The following is a 15,455-nucleotide window of genomic DNA, read 5'->3' as shown; positions in this document are numbered from 1 at the left end:
AGGCCCATCTGTCATCCAATAGTCAGAGGGAATAATAAGTTTAAATCGTGCTCCCTGCCCAAAGATACCCGTTTCAGTGATACTAATTCCAGTGACTGACAGGATTTCACGAGCCATTGTCAGCCCAAGACCTGAATTTTTTCCATACCCATGGTAAAAGATCAATTCTTTCTCCTCTTCTCTGATTCCATCCCCGTCATCCTCAATAAAAAGTCCAAGATCACCGTTCTCGCTTTGCGAGGATGAAACCAGAATTCTGGTTATCGAATTACCATGACGGATTGCATTTTCAAACAGGTTGTAAATGACCTTTCGAAATAAGGGATCTGCATAGATCATAACCTGGGGCAGATTCATTGAGATCTGAACATAATCATTTGCAAGATCGTGACTAGCTGACTGAATTACTTGAGGAAGGTGAATCCACACCGGATCATGAGAACCAACCTTATGATACTCATGTGAGAACTGGAGATGTTGAGAAATTTTCTCCGTGAGATTGATGCATGCGATAAAATGAGGGTTATCAATTGTAACTCTGCCATCCTCTTTAATAAGGGTCAGATACCCTAGCAAGGAAGTTACCAGATTGCTCAAATCATGCCTCGTAAGTCTGCTTAGCAGTGTGATCTTCTCGTTAGCTATCTCCAATGCTCTTTCTGCAGATTTTCTCGCAGTAATATCCCGTAAAATAAGAATAATACCTGCGGGGTCACCTTCAGGATCCCTGACCAGAGAACTGGCGATACTAACCGGAACTCCAGAACCCTCTAGATTACATTCATAATCTGAAAGTGTGCCCAATTCTGACACTAACTGCGTTATCCTGGAAAACTCATCCACGGAGATCCGGGATGTTACGTGTGTCCCTTCCATATGCTTGAGTTTCAGGTTGAAAAGTTCTGCTGACGCAGAATTCCCGGATATAATCAATCCATTCATATCAGTCAGAATGAGTCCATCCGGCATCGTGCGGATGATATTGGATGCTACTGCTTCCGGACCTAAGGTAAACAGACCGTATCGCAATATAGTGTATGCAATAATGAACGAAAAGAGAACAATACCAATAAAAACAAGGTTTGGAAGGAAAATTCCATTTCTTGGAAGATAAAAAACCGATTGTGAACCAAGACCAATGATGAGGAGAAAACCAGTACTTACAAGGGCACACTGCCTGCGAATCCGCTCCTTATGTGCTCGAATCCAGGACTGGACACAGAAATATAGTGCACCGAGCATTATGAACAGAAAATATATGGATTCGATCTGAAATGCCAGACTCCCATAAACAGGAGTATAATAATACCCGGTTCCCTCATGTGCCATAACATACGTTAAATTTGTACAGATCCCAAGAACTGCAAAAACCAGTGATGGAAGATAAATAAGAAGGATGATCTTCAGGATATGTTCACGTTTCGAAAGCCAGTGACTGGTAAAAGTTAGAGTGAAATGTACAGTCATGGCGATGACCAGGGTCCAGAATGAACTTATTTTCAGCCAAAACAATGACCCGTCATAACTGTTTACGTGCCAGATCAGGAACTCCCCTGCTGCCCAGTATGTTGCTCCAAGCATAACAGCAAAGAAGAGACGGTTAACAGGAGAGGAGGTATTTTTTGAGAGTACAAACAGTCCGAGACCATAGGTTATACATGCGGATACAAGACAGAACCAGACAAGCACTGAAAATATATCCATGAATTAACCCAGGCTTTTTTAATCAGGATGATGATTAAACTAATTCTGATCTATTATAGCATCAGAAAAATTACACAGACTTCCTTATCTAGATACCTGATAGGTACCATACTGAGACAAGGATTAAAGTTCAATAACAATATTTCAGAAAAACGCCGAGGGGGAGATTTGAACTCCCGAGGTGAAACACCAGTGGTTTTCGAGACCACCGCCTTCCCGGGCTAGACTACCTCGGCAATAATAGCATCATACGTAGATCCAATTCAGGTTTAAGGATATCGGAAGCCTAAATCAGACGAGAGAAAAAGAAAGGGGTTTTACATACCACCAGGAGCATCGTTGCGTGATACCATCATGTCATCAACGCGAAGCAGCATCTCTACAGCTTCTGCTGAAGACTGAATAGTCTGGCGCTTGCAACGGAGTGGTTCAATAACTCCCTCACCCAGCATATCAACTGCCTTACCAGTAAAGACATTCAGACCATAATTCTTCTTGCCTGAGGCATGAGCAGCCTTGAGTTCAACCAGTTTATCAATCGGGTTCATACCGGAGTTTTCTGCAAGGGTGATTGGGATGATTGCAAAGGCATCAGCGTACGACTCGATTGCAATCTGTTCTCTGCCACCGATAGTTGCTGCATACTCACGCAGTTTCACTACTAACTCGGTCTCAATGGCTGCACCACCGGGTACATATTTCCCGTCTTCCATGGTATCCATGACAACCCGGGTTGCATCCACCATTGCACGTTCAAGTTCATCAACCAGATACGTGGTAGTTCCCCGCAGAAGGATGGTTACAGTCTTCGGGTTCTTGGCACCGAAGATCTTGGTCATCTCGGTGTCCTCAATCTCCTCCGCACCTGCGGCAGTCCCAAGCATAGACTTGGTCAGATCATCTGCTTTGTTGGCAATTCCTGCATTCAATGCACGGGCAGCAAACTTCATGTCCTTTTCTGGAACATCTTCAAGCGCCATAACTCCGGCCTTGGCAAGGAAGTACTGGGCTGCATCCGCAATTCCTTTCTGGCAGAGAAGAACATTTGCACCTGTTGAAATGACAGCATCTGCCATTGCCTTCAGTGCTTCCCGCTCCTGCTGACCAAATGCATCAACCTGTTCAGTACTGCTGATCTTGATCTTGGCCTTAACCTCGGTCTTTCTGATCTCAAGCGGGCTTGTCACAAGGGCAACTTTTGCATTCTTAATGCTCTTTGGCATTGCCTGGTTGACGCGTGTCTTTTCAAGAACAACACCACGAATCAGTTCAGCATCATCCATTGATGAGCCCTTATGGGATTTGATCTGAACATCGTCTTCATCAACGGTGATCTTTTTCCCGTTCTTCTCTGCGACAGCTGTGACTGCTTCTACTGCAATCTCACTGATCTTTTCTTTGACGTTCTCAATGGATTTCCCAGTAATAGCGGTCTGTACAATTGATGAAAGGATCTCTTTGTTGAATGGATCAACAGTTGTTGCCATGCCCTCAAGAATCTCAAGAGCCTTTGACATTCCCATCCGATATCCACGACAGATAACAGTCGGGTGTATCTTTTTGTTCAGAAGGATTTCGGCCTGTTCCATCAGGGAGCCGACTACCACCACTGCTGTGGTTGTTCCATCCCCTACCTCCTCATCCTGAGTCCGGGAAACCTCGATGACCATCTTGGCACCGGGGTGTTGAACTGATATCTCATCCAGAATTGTAATTCCGTCATTGGTGATGGTGATATCCCCGGTTCCATCAATGAGCATCTTATCCATACCCCGGGGACCAAGGGTAGATCTGACAGCCTCGGCAAGTGCCTTTGCGGCCGCTATATTTGAGCGCTGCGCCTCATATCCGTGCGTCCGCTCTACATTTTCTCGTAAGATTATTACAGGCTGTTGCGCAAGCATAGAGTATCCTCCGTATGAATACAGGTGGATTTAAAGTTCTATATATGTGTTCCGCATTAACCGGAAAAAGAAGAGGGGATTAATCTATTCGGGAAATTCTGAAGAGACTATAGACCGGGACTCCCTCAATTTCCCTGATTCCGCGCTTATCAAAGAGGACACAGCATGCAAGAGGAGTTGCACCGTGACTTTTTAAATATGCCACAACCTCACGAAGGGTTTCCCCTGTTGTGATGACATCATCCACAACCACACACTTATCACCGGGAGTTATCCCGAAATTTCCACTCATGGAACCCATCGGTGTTTCAGCGATGCTATGCTTAGATGGATGGTAAATTGCCAGACGACTCCCTTCTGATGCTGCCATAAGAGTTGCCAGAGGAATCCCGGATATCGAGATGCCGACTAATGCTGTCGGGCTGGACCCTTCCGGCTGCATCATACGGTACCTGGACATGAGCATCATGCTGCTTTCATGAAGCAGAACCGCGTCACCACTCACACTAGTCCAGTCTATATGAACATCTTTCGGAGTTGAGGCACCTTTCTCCTGAGTTAAGAGCCAGGTCACAGTCTCCATGGAAAGGGAGAGTTCGTCCGCGATCTGACCAGGACTGTGGCCTTCACTTCTCAGGTGTCGTGCCTTCTGAATGAGATCTTCGATCGTAGACATCTTGAAAGAAATATCCGGGGATCTATTTATTCTTTCGTTTTAATGCCGAACCACAGATCGGACAATCGCCGGCTTTTGTCGGGACCTGATCAAAATACTTGCCACATCCAGTACATCTAAGTTGCCAGACCCGTGGACCGGCTTCGCGCTGGATGATTGACCGTACAGGTATCCCTAGTAATAAAGCGGTGTTCTGTACAGCAAAATCATCAGATACCAGTGTTCCTTTTACCTCCAGAGCGAGAGCAATCAGATCGGTATCTGTATCTGAAAGAACGCGTATATCCCCGCACTTCCCCGCTGCTTCCCTGGCAGCTTTCAACGATTTTTGAAGTGGAGGCCTTATTTCCATTCCCTCATCAAGCAGAACAGAAAACCTGGCCTTTCCACGCAGGTCCTTGAGTTCTGATTCCACCCGGGGAACAGTAAATAGAACACCATCCAGGGGGATAGAAAGAAAAAAGGCCGAAGTATCAAGAACTAGAACAGTCCGTCCGGATTCTGTTTCAGATGAGCCGGATGAATCAGAAGTTGTTTCAATATTATCTGTTGAGAGCATTGGCAATTATCCTGGCTGCAGAGTAACCACTGCAGGCACTTTCGATAGTATCACTGCTGATGATCTGATTGATCCCAACACTTTTCAGATGAGTATAAGCTCCGGATGCCAGAACACCATGTACACAGACAGTACATATGGAAGCTGCTCCCTGCTCTAGAAGCATGGCGGCTGCGGTTGCCTGGGTGCCTCCGGTTGAGATGATATCATCAACTATCACTACATCTCTTCCTTTTACCGGGATCTCTTTAGGTTCAATCCTGACTTCAATACCTGATAATCTGACTTTGTGGAGATGATCAGACTCCCAACCTCCTGTTGCTGCAATATCATAAGCAAGGTTCGCTGCCCCAATGTCAGGTCCGAGAATCAGGGGGGACTTGCATGAGAAATTCTGTATGGCTGCTGCCATATCTCCTGCGAGCGAGAGATCAGTGGTTGGTATCCCAAAGTATGGAATTATCGTCTTTTCATGAAGGTTGATAGTGATTACCCGATTCACACCAGAGCCAAGTGTCCGGGCAATGATCCTGGCCGATAACGGTTCACCAGGATTGAATTGTTTATCTTGCCGGGCATATCCCATATATGGAAGAACAAGGGTGATCTCTGATCCATTACACACGTCTGTGAGCAGAAGTAGTTCTATGAGATCATCACTTTCTACAAGACTGCCGACGATCACCATCTGATTCGAGATCTCATCAGTACGCAGATAGATTTCTCCATCCGGAAACCGGGTCCATCTGACATCTACCAGCGGTTTTTGCAGTAAATCTGCTATTCTGCCGGCAAGGACCTGGGACCGCCGGGTGCTGATGATCTTCATGCTGGCTTATACTTTTGCTGAAAGTACTTAAACAATTGTCCCTGATTGAATACTGATTAATCGCTATGCAGGTGTACACGCTATAATGGATCCCGAGGATAATAAGCCGCAAAATATTAATATTCCGGAAGATAAGAGAGATTTGTCGGAGCCCCAGGTAGAGGATATTGGTCAGCAGAACCCGGAGTCTGCAGATGTCCAATCCGCAATACCTGCGCAGGAAGAGGCAGGTCAGGAGAATAAAGCAGAAGATTCCACTCCAGTAGTCGATGATGGAACATCTCGGATAATTCAGGTCCCAGAGAGTCTTATCGATCAGGTTATCGGTCAGGATCATGCTGTTGAGGTCATCAGAAAAGCTGCCATTCAGCGTCGGCACGTAATGATGATCGGAACACCGGGTACCGGCAAATCGATGCTTGCTAAAGCAATGGCCGAACTCCTGCCCAAGGAAGAGATGCAGGATATCCTCGTGTACCCGAACTCAGAGGATTCCAATGAACCGATTATCCGAACGGTGAAATCAGGTCGTGGAAAGGAGATTGTTACAGCCCATAAGACAGAAGCCAGAAAAAAGGCACAGCTGCGCAACACTCTCATCATGATTCTGATGCTCGGTATCATCGGATATTCTTTCATCACATACCAGTGGCTGATGGGAATCATCGCAGCCGCATTTGTGTTTATGGCGCTCAGATATGCTACCCCTCGCGAAGAGCAGATGGTTCCAAAACTTCTTGTTTCCCATGACAAGACCACGACAGCCCCATTTGTTGATGCAACCGGTTCTCATGCAGGTGCTCTGCTTGGTGATGTCAGGCACGACCCCTTTCAGTCAGGAGGGCTTGAAACCCCGGCTCATGACAGAGTTGAAGCAGGAGCTATTCACCGGGCACACAAGGGAGTGCTCTTTATTGACGAGATAAACACCCTCGGTCTTGCTGCGCAGCAGAGTCTTTTGACTGCCATGCAGGAAGGGGAATTCTCTATCACTGGTCAGAGCGAGCGGTCATCAGGGGCAATGGTCAGAACCGAACCGGTTCCATGTGACTTTGTGATGGTTGCAGCAGGAAACCTTGATGCGATTGAAGGAATGCATCCGGCACTCAGATCCCGTATCAGGGGTAACGGGTACGAGGTCTACATGGAAGACACGATGCCTGATAGCCCAGAAAACCAGGAGAAGTTTATCAGGTTCATCGCACAGGAGATCAAAAATGACGGGATGATCCCGCATTTTGACAGGAGTGCTATTGAAGAGGTCCTCCATGAGGCCAGAAGACGGTCAAACAGGAAAGGACACCTTACTTTGCGTCTTCGTGACATGGGAGGTCTCATCAGGGTGGCTGGAGATCTGGCACGCCAGGAGTCTGCAGAACTGACAACCAGAGTCCATGTTATTGAAGCGAAGAAGACTGCCCGCTCGATTGAAGACCAGATTTCAGCACAGGTAATCAAGAGAACAAGGGAGTATGATCTGGCGGTCGTAGAAGGAACCCAGATCGGAAGAGTAAACGGGCTTGCAGTTATGGGAAGCGATGCAGGTTCAGTACTTCCAATCATGGCAGCGATCACTCCGGCCCAGGGTGATGGCGGAGAGATCATAGCAACCGGTTTGTTGAAGGAGATTGCCCAGGAGTCGATCAAGAACGTGGGGGCAATCCTAAAGCGGTTTACTGGAAAGGATATCAGAAATATCGATATCCATATCCAGTTTATCGGAACATATCAGGGAGTAGAGGGAGATTCTGCATCGGTCACTGTTGCAACTGCAGCAATCAGTGCTCTTGAACAGATTCCAGTGCGCCAGGATATCGCGATGACCGGTTCACTTTCAGTTCGGGGAGATGTTCTGCCCATTGGTGGTGTTACCTACAAGATAGAGGCTGCTGCAAAAGCTGGAATCAAAAAGATCATCATTCCAAGGGCAAACCTTGAGGATGTTCTCATCGAGGAGGAGTACAAATCAATGGTTGAGATCATTCCGGTCACTTCCATCGAAGAGGTTCTCGATATAGCCCTTGTTCCAGAAGACCGCGATAACTTCCTTCACCGGATAAAATCGATAACCCATGCAACCACCAAGTCAATCCTTGGTTCAGAGATCCCAGTCTCACGGACGGTTATCTGATGCCTTCAGAGCCACGATATTACGATATCAGAAGGGTACGAGGTGAAGTAACCCAGATTGATATCGACAACGGCAGGGTTGAACAGGCAGGTACTTCTTTTTACGACAAAGCAACCATCCGGGCACTTGGGGATCTCGGATGGGGGGTTCTCTCGGTTTCAGGTGACAGGATAGGAACAGATGATTGCAGCCGAAAACTAGTTGCTGAAGCAATGACAGCCTCGCTGATAACCAACGAGCGGGTAGATATTGCATCTGTTCCTTCAACGATACATGGTATCCCAAAAACCGGCGAAGATCCCAGAAATGTTGGGATTGAAGAAAAGGTTGCAATTCTCCAGGACCTTGAAAAGGCAGCAGCAGGAGAGAACATCGTAAGCCGGAGAGTGACGTACATCGAAAAAACCGAGGAGATTCACTTTATCGACTCTTCTGGTAATGAGTATAGGTATGAACTTTGCCGATGCGGTTTCTCTGTTCTAGCGGTCGCAAGTCGTGGAGGTGTAGTCCAGATGGGATATGAGAGAGATCATACCATCAGGGGTCTGAATATCAGACACCGTCAGGACCTAGCCCGGGAATCAGCACACCGTGCAAATTCTCTTCTTGATGCGAAACCGGCAAAAGGAGGTAAAATGCATGCAATCCTTGACCCTGAACTCGGAGGAGTGTTTGCTCATGAAGCCGTAGGCCATGCTGCAGAGGGCGATCTTGTCAGAGAAGGGAATTCAGTTCTGATAGGAAAGATCGGGCAGGCTATCGGAACACCGGTAATAACTATTGTAGACGATCCTTCACTTGTTGAGTTCGGATTCTGCCCGGTAGATGATGAAGGATCAGCAACCAGTCGGACCGAGATCATCAAAGGCGGGGTTATGAATTCATATCTCCATTCAAAAGAGACGCTGGCCAGAGTTGGTGATGGAATTTCAGGACACTGTCGTGGTATGGCAGGTGAAATTCCCATTGTCCGGATGAGTAATACCTTTGTCGAGAATGGTGAAGCCTTATACGAGGAGATCCTGGAGTCGTGCAAAGACGGTATCCTGCTCAAAGGATCACGTGGAGGACAGGTAGATCCAGGTAGGGGTATGTTCCAGTTCAATGCTGAGTACGGGTACCTGGTAGAAGGAGGTGAATGTACCTCAATGGTTCGGGATGTATCCCTTTCTGGAGAGATCCTCTCAACCCTTCATTCAGTAGAATTAGTAGGAAATGACCGGGCACTTCACCCGGGATACTGTGGGAAAGGGGGACAGACAGTTCCGGTTACTGACGGAGCCCCACATCTGCTGCTCAGGGATGCTATCGTTGGAGGATGCGATGTCAGTTGAGAAAATTCTGAAGGCGGCAGAGAAGCGTGTTGATGAGGTTGAGATATGCATGGGAAAAGGCCATGCACTTTCAGTAGACCTCAAGCGAAAGCAGATCGAGATCGGTACAATTTCAGAAGGATCCGGGCTCGTTATCAGAACCATAAAGGATGGAAAGATAGGCATATCTTCAACTGATAACCAGGATGCCTGGCAAAAGTGCCTTGATGCCGCTATTGCCAGTGCTGTTTTTTCAGATTCTGTGGATTGGAAAGGACTACCCGGACCTGCTCCTCTTCCCAAAGAACTGCTCGCATACGATTCAGCTGTCAAAGCTGATCCGGCCATAGCACGGGATCTCATCACCCGGATGCTTGATGGAGCAGGAACTTTCGATGCAGAAGTGACCGGTGGAGGTGTCTCACTCTCCGAGGCATCCCATCTTATCGCAAACAGTACTGGTCTGTGGTACGAAACTGAAGAGACACATGTAAGTCTCTCACTAGAGATGATTGCAGATCAGTCGACTGGTTTTGAATATGATTCTTCCTGGAGTCTGAAGACAGCAAAGCCAGAATATGTAGGTGAACAGGCCGCCTTTTTTGCAGCCACCGGCAAAGATGGAAAAGAGATAGAAACCGGTACATATGATATTGTCCTCTCGCCAACTGCCCTCTCACATCTGCTGGATGCTACCTTTATTCCTGCTTTATCAGGGAGAAATGTTCATACAGGCAGGTCCTTTTTCGCTGATAAAATGGGAGAAGAGGTGATGGACAAAAGATTCTCTCTCATTGATGATCCTTTTGATCCCAGGGGCACCGCAAACTGCTACTGGGATGGTGAAGGGATGCCAGTTCAAAAAACATCATTCATTGACCAGGGAGTTCTTTCATCATTTGCCTATGATCTCAAGACTGCATACAGGTATGGTGTGAAACCCACCGGTCATGGTGTCAGAACAGGTATGAACGGAGCACCGGGCATCGGCAACCATAATCTGATCCTTTCTGGTCCCACCATGAATGTCATGGAAAAGGACGCGGTTTACATCCATGATCTTATCGGAGCTCACACTGCTAACCCGATGTCAGGAGACTTCTCGGTCGAACTCTCCGGCCCTTACCATATATCCGGAGGCAGCTTAAGCACACCTATAAAAACGGGAATGCTTTCAGGCAATGTTTTTGAAATGCTCAAAAACATTGAGGGCTGCTCTGAAGAGACACGAACAATGGGATCTCTCATCCTTCCGTCCACCCGCTTTTCAGGGGTGAGCATTGTCGGGAGGGCATAATGGCAGAAGAAAATACTACCATTATTCAGACCGTTGTATCACTCTCAAGTCCACGCCAGTTTGAATCTGAACAGATCAAAGAGGCCGATGCAGTTGAGATCAGACTGGATCTCATCACAGAACCCATCGAGAAACAATTGAACCTGCTCGCTGACTCATTTAAAAAACCAATCATCCTGACACTGAGATCAAGTGCAGAGGGCGGGGCCTTTGCAGGAGATCCTGATGGATGGATAGAGAGGATAACACCGTTTCTCCCCCTTATCACTATCGTTGATGTTGAGATCAGATTCAAAGAACATGCATCACGACTCAAAGAGATGGGGATTACAACCATCGCTTCCTGCCATCGCAATGAGATGTTATCACCTGAAAAACTGATGACCCTATATAAAGAGCTCAGGTCATTTGGTGATATTCCCAAGATTGCAGTACAGCCGCAGGACACCACCGATCTTCTCACCCTGCTTCAGTTCACCAATGCTGCACCTAAACCACTAATAGTGAGCGTGACCGGGATGGTCTGCAGGTACGCACGACCTCTGCTCCCTCTCTTTGGTTCACTTTATACCTATTGTTACATTGACAGCCCGACATCTCCCGGCCAGTACAGTCTGCGTGAGATGCGTATGCTTGCCCACCTCTTGTCCCCAGGGGTCATTGACACATGGTTCCAGGGCAGACCTGTTCGTTCAGGAGATCCATCGCTGTTTTACCGGCTTGCTGGTGAGATCAGGGAGCATCGCTCATAAAAGGGGATGAGAATGATCAGGAATCTTATGATCGATAACAGTTATCGAGCGATCTGTTCAGGGTGGAGCGAATGAATCTTGGAAGACTGACAATAGGGATTCTTCTGGTAATACTTGTGCTCGTTGTTCTTATGCCAGCGACGTTTTTACAGGCTATATTCACAGTTATTCCGGCGCAGTACCAGGATATGATTCCAGAACAACTCCTGCAGAACACTGGAACAGCACTTGCAGAATTTTCAGTAATGACCGCACGCCCAATGACTGCAGTTTCTGTATATGACTTTTTTATTGCAAAGCATCCTGATCAGGCTGATTTGTATCGCCTTAAAAGTGATGCCCTTATCGCTGCAAGCGATGATGCCGGAGCTATAAAAGTTTTGGATCAGGCCATCTCTCTCGATCCATCCAATCCGTTACTTCTGATAAAGAAGGCACGACTCCTTTTGAAAACCGGCAGGTCAAGTGAGGCAGATGCTGTATTTTCACAGATACTCCAGATTCAGACAAATAATCCACAATATCTCTCAGTGATAGCAGATATTGCTCTTGAAAAGGCACGGTATCTCGAGGCATATGAGCGTTATTCAAGTCTCGTTAATCTCACACCAAATGATGCACAGAACTGGGAGAAGAGATCAGATGTAATCTTTGCATTACTCACCATCCCAACTGCAGGTGCAAACGCTTCATTATCACTAAAACAGACTGATCTCTACACACCTGGAATTAATGGATATGAACAGGCAGTCAGGATCGATCCAGGCAGAGATGCGGTAATTAAAGTCAAGATGGAGAAGCGATCAGACAAATTCGTTGCCCGGACTATACAGGAGCTGGAAGACCGGTACCAGGAGTTCAGGTACCTGCAGCCGGGTGAGAAGCCAATTAACCCATAAAAAAAGAGAACGTAACCATGCAGATCAAATCCTTTCATCTCCTGTTTTTAATAACTTTGATTCTAGTTTCAGGTACTGCTTCGGCAATCTCACTGAAAGAACATACAACAGAAGAATGGCAGTCGATACTTGCAATTCCCGACAATAGCACCATGCTTACAGGGCTGCAGATCACACTTGCCATAAGACCCAACCTGTATTATCTCCCACAGGGAAGTGAGGTGAACATATCAGGAAAAATTACCACAATGTTCGGGCCGATAAAAAATGCACCCATTATTCTGGCACGTGGAAATGGCACCATCCCTGCCCCTGCTGTAAACCTTACCACTGATGATAACGGGGATTTTTCCCTAACAGATCACCTGAACAGTTCAGGAGTCGTCAGATATCAGGCCTGGTTTGAAGGTTCAGATTTGAAGGGGAAGAATCTGACAAAAAGTTACGAGATAGAAATAACGACAGTAGCAAATTCAACTGAACAAAAATTCACAAATCTCACCGTTCAGGAAGAGCCGGAACAATCCATAGTAGAACCTGAAGAGATACCAGAATCTGATGCAACCCTGAATGAAAGTGATATCAAACAAATATCAGACACATCAGGTTTAATCCTTCATGGTCCAGAATCATACATCTCTGGGGAAAATGTCACATTCTCAGGATCTATCATTGGGAAAAACCAGACTCCCCTTCCGTTTGTGGCATTGAGCATCCAGAAGAGGGGAGATAATGGTCAATACTCAAAGATCGGTGATACAATCACCACCGGAGCCGATGGTTCATTTACAACATCGTATTATCTGACAGGACCTGAAACGCTCTCTTTCAGGGCACTCTCCACAGATGATCTGGGAAAGGACCTCACCAGTAATGTTGTGACGTTGCAATTTGAAAAAACCGAGGATTTCGCTCCCATGGCCCGTGACAGAACAGGCATTAGAAATATTGATGCCGGACTGAACGCAGCCATCATCAAACCCGATGAAAATGTCACGATATCAGGATGGTTCTCAGATGGGGAAGGAAACGGAGTTGCTTCAGGCCGTCTCAACTTATACTGGTACAATTTTGCTGATAAGATATGGGACAGATACAGAAACACCTCTGAAGCAATCACTAATGATGACGGATATTATGCCTTCAATGTAAGTGGTCCGAACCTCACAGGAATCTCATATCTTGCAGTTGTTTCCAAGAAGGAACAAACAGGCAAACCATTATTCTCCCATGTATTACCTCTGGTTGTCAGAGGTCAGACAGAGACCAATTCATCAATCCTGCCCGCAGTACTCACAGTTAAAAGTGAACCCCCAGAAGTGCAGGTCAATGAAAAAGCCCTGATAACATTTACCCTGTCAGATCCTGACGGGAATCCTCTGGCAGAAGAGCCGGTACAGATGTACTTCTCAGAAGATGGGTTTACCTGGTTCATGAACGGTAACGGAAATCTCACTACACGAAGTGATGGAACAGTGGCAATGGTGGATGTACCGAAAAAATCTGGATTCCATTATTACAGAGGAGTATATGGTGGTTCTGACTTCTTCGGTCCTGCTGATTCAGGAATTCTTGCACTAATTATAACAGGGCCTGAAAATGGTGCTGGTAATCCAGGTTCAGAAAATATGACTCAGGAAAATAAGACTGAATAATCAAATCTGTTTTTACCTCATGCAGTCCATTGTGGATGCAAAGGTAAGACTAAATCTTTTTTGAAAAAAAGGGTTAATAAAGCCCGACTAGATGAAGAAGGATCAACAGTATTGCCCCAGGGATTCCTGCAAGGGCACAGACGATTACAGATATAATGTTGATCGGAATGTCAGTCTTCCCCAAAAGGCCAAACAGATGAAGAAAATTTACAGCAATCAGAATGATAAGGCCTATTATGGAATTTATCACAAGGTTCATTACATTTTTGACGAGGCGCCAAAGTATAACAAGGATTATGAGTCCCAGCAGAATCAGGATGATAGTGTCGATCATAGTCTTTCAGACAATTCTGCCCGGATAATAGATGAGGATACCGGTTACCGGGGTATAGTCAGGCTTAATATCATTCCATTGTCCTGCTAACAGACTGACAGCATGTATGTATAATATGTCAGCATCTAATACCGAAAGTATGCTCATCACCGACATCAGTCAGATTCCATATCAGGAAGTAATGGACAGATCACTGCTTGGCGAGTTATTTCATCCCAAGGATTTCGGTGACCGGGTCTCATCCAGATATAGTATTGCTCATGCCAGGGTGGCTTCAGGGCAGGAGACCCTGCCCCATACCCTCCTTAGATCATCTGAGGTTTATTACATTCTTCAGGGAACCGGCTTGATGCATATCGGGACCGAAGAAAAACAGGTATCAGCAGGACAACTCGTGTACATACCTCCCGGATCAGTTCAGTTTATAAAAAATACCGGGGATAATGAACTCATATTTCTTGCAATCGTAGATCCAGCCTGGACAGCTGAAGATGAAATTCTTGGATCACCCGAAGAAACAAGTGATGATCACGATTCATTTATGGAAGAGGCAATCTACGAGGCTGAACGAGGGTTGTCTGAAGGAGGAATTCCAATTGGAGCTGTCCTGGTTAAAAGCGGTACAATCATTGGAAGAGGACATAACCGGAGGGTGCAGAATGGGGATCCCATGATCCATGCTGAGATCGACTGTCTTCGTAATGCTGGGAAAATTGGATCATACAAGGACTGTACACTCTATTCAACTCTGATGCCATCTTTCCTTTGTGCAGGAGCTGTCGTGCAGTTTCAGATACCTACTGTGATAGTCGGTGAATCGCAGACATTAGAGGGTGCAGAGGTTTTGATGAGATCTCATGGGACCAGGGTCACCAATCTGAATAACCAAAGATGTATATCGATGATGAAGAAGTTTATTTTGGATAATCCTGACCTTTGGAACGAAGATATTGGAGCCCTTTGACCTGGAAATTCTCTATTCGCTTTTTTTCTCACCCTCTAGAGTATGCTCCATCTCATAATGATGGGTACCTCTGGAGGGAATCCAGAACAAATGCTCATTTAATTTCTTTTCAATCTCCAGTGTGTGACCTGCAAGGGCAAGCTGGAATGAGATGATAAGAAGGAGCATTAAAATAATATCGCGAAAACTGAGGGTTAAAGACCCCATAAACCGGTAATGGGAAGTTATAAGATATCTGATAAGGTCATCAGCGCCTGCAACCTGACCAGCTGTGACCAGGATAACCACAATCAAAGCTCCCGCCAATGAACAGGTAATAATTGAAGCGATCCATACCTTGAAAAATTTCCATATTACAGAAAAAGCGGTCAAAATAAGAAAGGCAATCAGGACCGGATCTGCCAGGAACTGATATACCCCAAATTCCATCAGATATCA

14 protein-coding genes and 1 tRNA gene are annotated in these 15,455 nt (G+C 46.2%); 7 read left to right on the top strand and 8 right to left on the bottom strand.

Features of this window, described 5'->3' with window-relative positions:
* The 6 genes from VN429_RS09445 to VN429_RS09420 form a co-directional block, all read right to left on the bottom strand.
* Positions 1-1,704: histidine kinase N-terminal 7TM domain-containing protein (locus tag VN429_RS09445; protein WP_325632571.1), on the bottom strand; the 1,704-nt coding region annotated here is incomplete at its 3' end.
* A 153-nt stretch (positions 1,705-1,857) separates the two neighbouring features.
* Positions 1,858-1,940, bottom strand: a tRNA-Ser gene (locus VN429_RS09440).
* Between the two features lie 81 nt (positions 1,941-2,021).
* The gene (thsA, locus tag VN429_RS09435; RefSeq protein WP_325632569.1) at positions 2,022-3,608 is read right to left on the bottom strand and encodes a thermosome subunit alpha; all 1,587 of its coding nucleotides are present in this window, start codon (positions 3,606-3,608) and stop codon (positions 2,022-2,024) included.
* Positions 3,609-3,687: 79 nt separating this feature from the next.
* Positions 3,688-4,284: an orotate phosphoribosyltransferase-like protein gene (locus VN429_RS09430; protein ID WP_325632566.1), complete on the bottom strand. Its 597-nt coding sequence runs from the start codon at positions 4,282-4,284 to the stop codon at positions 3,688-3,690.
* A 22-nt stretch (positions 4,285-4,306) separates the two neighbouring features.
* Entirely contained in the window at positions 4,307-4,843 is a 537-nt protein-coding gene (locus tag VN429_RS09425; RefSeq protein WP_325632563.1) for an NOB1 family endonuclease, read from the bottom strand.
* On the bottom strand, positions 4,827-5,672 hold the full coding sequence (locus VN429_RS09420; RefSeq protein ID WP_325632559.1) for a ribose-phosphate diphosphokinase: 846 nt from the start codon (positions 5,670-5,672) through the stop codon (positions 4,827-4,829). The genes VN429_RS09425 and VN429_RS09420 overlap by 17 nt, the downstream gene beginning before the upstream one ends.
* A 142-nt stretch (positions 5,673-5,814) precedes the next feature.
* On the opposite strand from VN429_RS09420, the gene lonB reads away from it, so the two are divergent.
* The 6 genes from lonB (at position 5,815) to VN429_RS09390 (ending at position 13,719) form a co-directional block, all read left to right on the top strand.
* Positions 5,815-7,803, top strand: a complete 1,989-nt coding sequence (lonB, locus tag VN429_RS09415) for an ATP-dependent protease LonB (protein WP_414675302.1) — start codon at positions 5,815-5,817, stop codon at positions 7,801-7,803.
* The gene (locus VN429_RS09410) at positions 7,803-9,137 is read left to right on the top strand and encodes a TldD/PmbA family protein (RefSeq protein ID WP_325632554.1); all 1,335 of its coding nucleotides are present in this window, start codon (positions 7,803-7,805) and stop codon (positions 9,135-9,137) included. Before lonB ends, VN429_RS09410 begins: the two co-directional genes overlap by 1 nt.
* Positions 9,127-10,413 carry a TldD/PmbA family protein gene (locus tag VN429_RS09405; protein ID WP_325632552.1) on the top strand — a complete coding sequence of 429 codons (1,287 nt, stop codon included), beginning with the start codon at positions 9,127-9,129 and terminating at the stop codon, positions 10,411-10,413. The genes VN429_RS09410 and VN429_RS09405 overlap by 11 nt, the downstream gene beginning before the upstream one ends.
* Complete coding sequence (locus tag VN429_RS09400; RefSeq protein WP_325632550.1) at positions 10,413-11,165, top strand: type I 3-dehydroquinate dehydratase; 753 nt, start codon at positions 10,413-10,415, stop codon at positions 11,163-11,165. The genes VN429_RS09405 and VN429_RS09400 overlap by 1 nt, the downstream gene beginning before the upstream one ends.
* Before the next feature lie 71 nt (positions 11,166-11,236).
* Positions 11,237-12,064, top strand: a complete 828-nt coding sequence (locus VN429_RS09395) for a tetratricopeptide repeat protein (protein ID WP_325632548.1) — start codon at positions 11,237-11,239, stop codon at positions 12,062-12,064.
* Positions 12,065-12,081: 17 nt separating this feature from the next.
* A complete protein-coding gene (locus VN429_RS09390; RefSeq protein WP_325632546.1) occupies positions 12,082-13,719 on the top strand; it encodes a hypothetical protein in 1,638 nt (545 codons plus the stop codon).
* Positions 13,720-13,792: 73 nt separating this feature from the next.
* On the opposite strand, the gene VN429_RS09385 is transcribed toward VN429_RS09390, so the two are convergent.
* Positions 13,793-14,053, bottom strand: a complete 261-nt coding sequence (locus tag VN429_RS09385) for a pro-sigmaK processing inhibitor BofA family protein (RefSeq protein ID WP_325632543.1) — start codon at positions 14,051-14,053, stop codon at positions 13,793-13,795.
* A gap of 115 nt (positions 14,054-14,168) precedes the next feature.
* Here VN429_RS09385 and VN429_RS09380 point away from each other — a divergent pair, with 115 nt between their 5' ends.
* On the top strand, positions 14,169-15,017 hold the full coding sequence (locus VN429_RS09380) for a deaminase (protein WP_325632540.1): 849 nt from the start codon (positions 14,169-14,171) through the stop codon (positions 15,015-15,017).
* Positions 15,018-15,029: 12 nt separating this feature from the next.
* Here the strand turns inward: VN429_RS09380 and VN429_RS09375 are convergent, their stop codons facing one another.
* Positions 15,030-15,446 (bottom strand): hypothetical protein, encoded by a 417-nt coding sequence (locus VN429_RS09375; protein ID WP_325632538.1) that lies wholly within the window; start codon positions 15,444-15,446, stop codon positions 15,030-15,032.
* Between the last annotated feature and the right edge of the window lie 9 nt (positions 15,447-15,455).

Source organism: Methanospirillum sp. (assembly GCF_035560735.1).
Taxonomy (GTDB): Archaea; Halobacteriota; Methanomicrobia; order Methanomicrobiales; family Methanospirillaceae; genus Methanospirillum.
This window is presented reverse-complemented; position numbering and strand designations above follow the sequence as displayed.

What these genes read in the sequence shown, in the direction of transcription:
- VN429_RS09405 (WP_325632552.1), top strand. Translation starts at nt 9,127, where the DNA reads ATGTCAGTTGAGAAAATTCTGAAGGCGGCAGAGAAGCGTGTTGATGAG.
- VN429_RS09385 (WP_325632543.1), bottom strand. Translation starts at nt 14,053, where the DNA reads ATGATCGACACTATCATCCTGATTCTGCTGGGACTCATAATCCTTGTT.
- VN429_RS09395 (WP_325632548.1), top strand. Translation starts at nt 11,237, where the DNA reads ATGAATCTTGGAAGACTGACAATAGGGATTCTTCTGGTAATACTTGTG.
- VN429_RS09410 (WP_325632554.1), top strand. Translation starts at nt 7,803, where the DNA reads ATGCCTTCAGAGCCACGATATTACGATATCAGAAGGGTACGAGGTGAA.
- VN429_RS09400 (WP_325632550.1), top strand. Translation starts at nt 10,413, where the DNA reads ATGGCAGAAGAAAATACTACCATTATTCAGACCGTTGTATCACTCTCA.
- VN429_RS09390 (WP_325632546.1), top strand. Translation starts at nt 12,082, where the DNA reads ATGCAGATCAAATCCTTTCATCTCCTGTTTTTAATAACTTTGATTCTA.
- VN429_RS09420 (WP_325632559.1), bottom strand. Translation starts at nt 5,672, where the DNA reads ATGAAGATCATCAGCACCCGGCGGTCCCAGGTCCTTGCCGGCAGAATA.
- VN429_RS09375 (WP_325632538.1), bottom strand. Translation starts at nt 15,446, where the DNA reads ATGGAATTTGGGGTATATCAGTTCCTGGCAGATCCGGTCCTGATTGCC.
- VN429_RS09380 (WP_325632540.1), top strand. Translation starts at nt 14,169, where the DNA reads ATGTCAGCATCTAATACCGAAAGTATGCTCATCACCGACATCAGTCAG.
- thsA (WP_325632569.1), bottom strand. Translation starts at nt 3,608, where the DNA reads ATGCTTGCGCAACAGCCTGTAATAATCTTACGAGAAAATGTAGAGCGG.
- VN429_RS09430 (WP_325632566.1), bottom strand. Translation starts at nt 4,284, where the DNA reads ATGTCTACGATCGAAGATCTCATTCAGAAGGCACGACACCTGAGAAGT.
- VN429_RS09425 (WP_325632563.1), bottom strand. Translation starts at nt 4,843, where the DNA reads ATGCTCTCAACAGATAATATTGAAACAACTTCTGATTCATCCGGCTCA.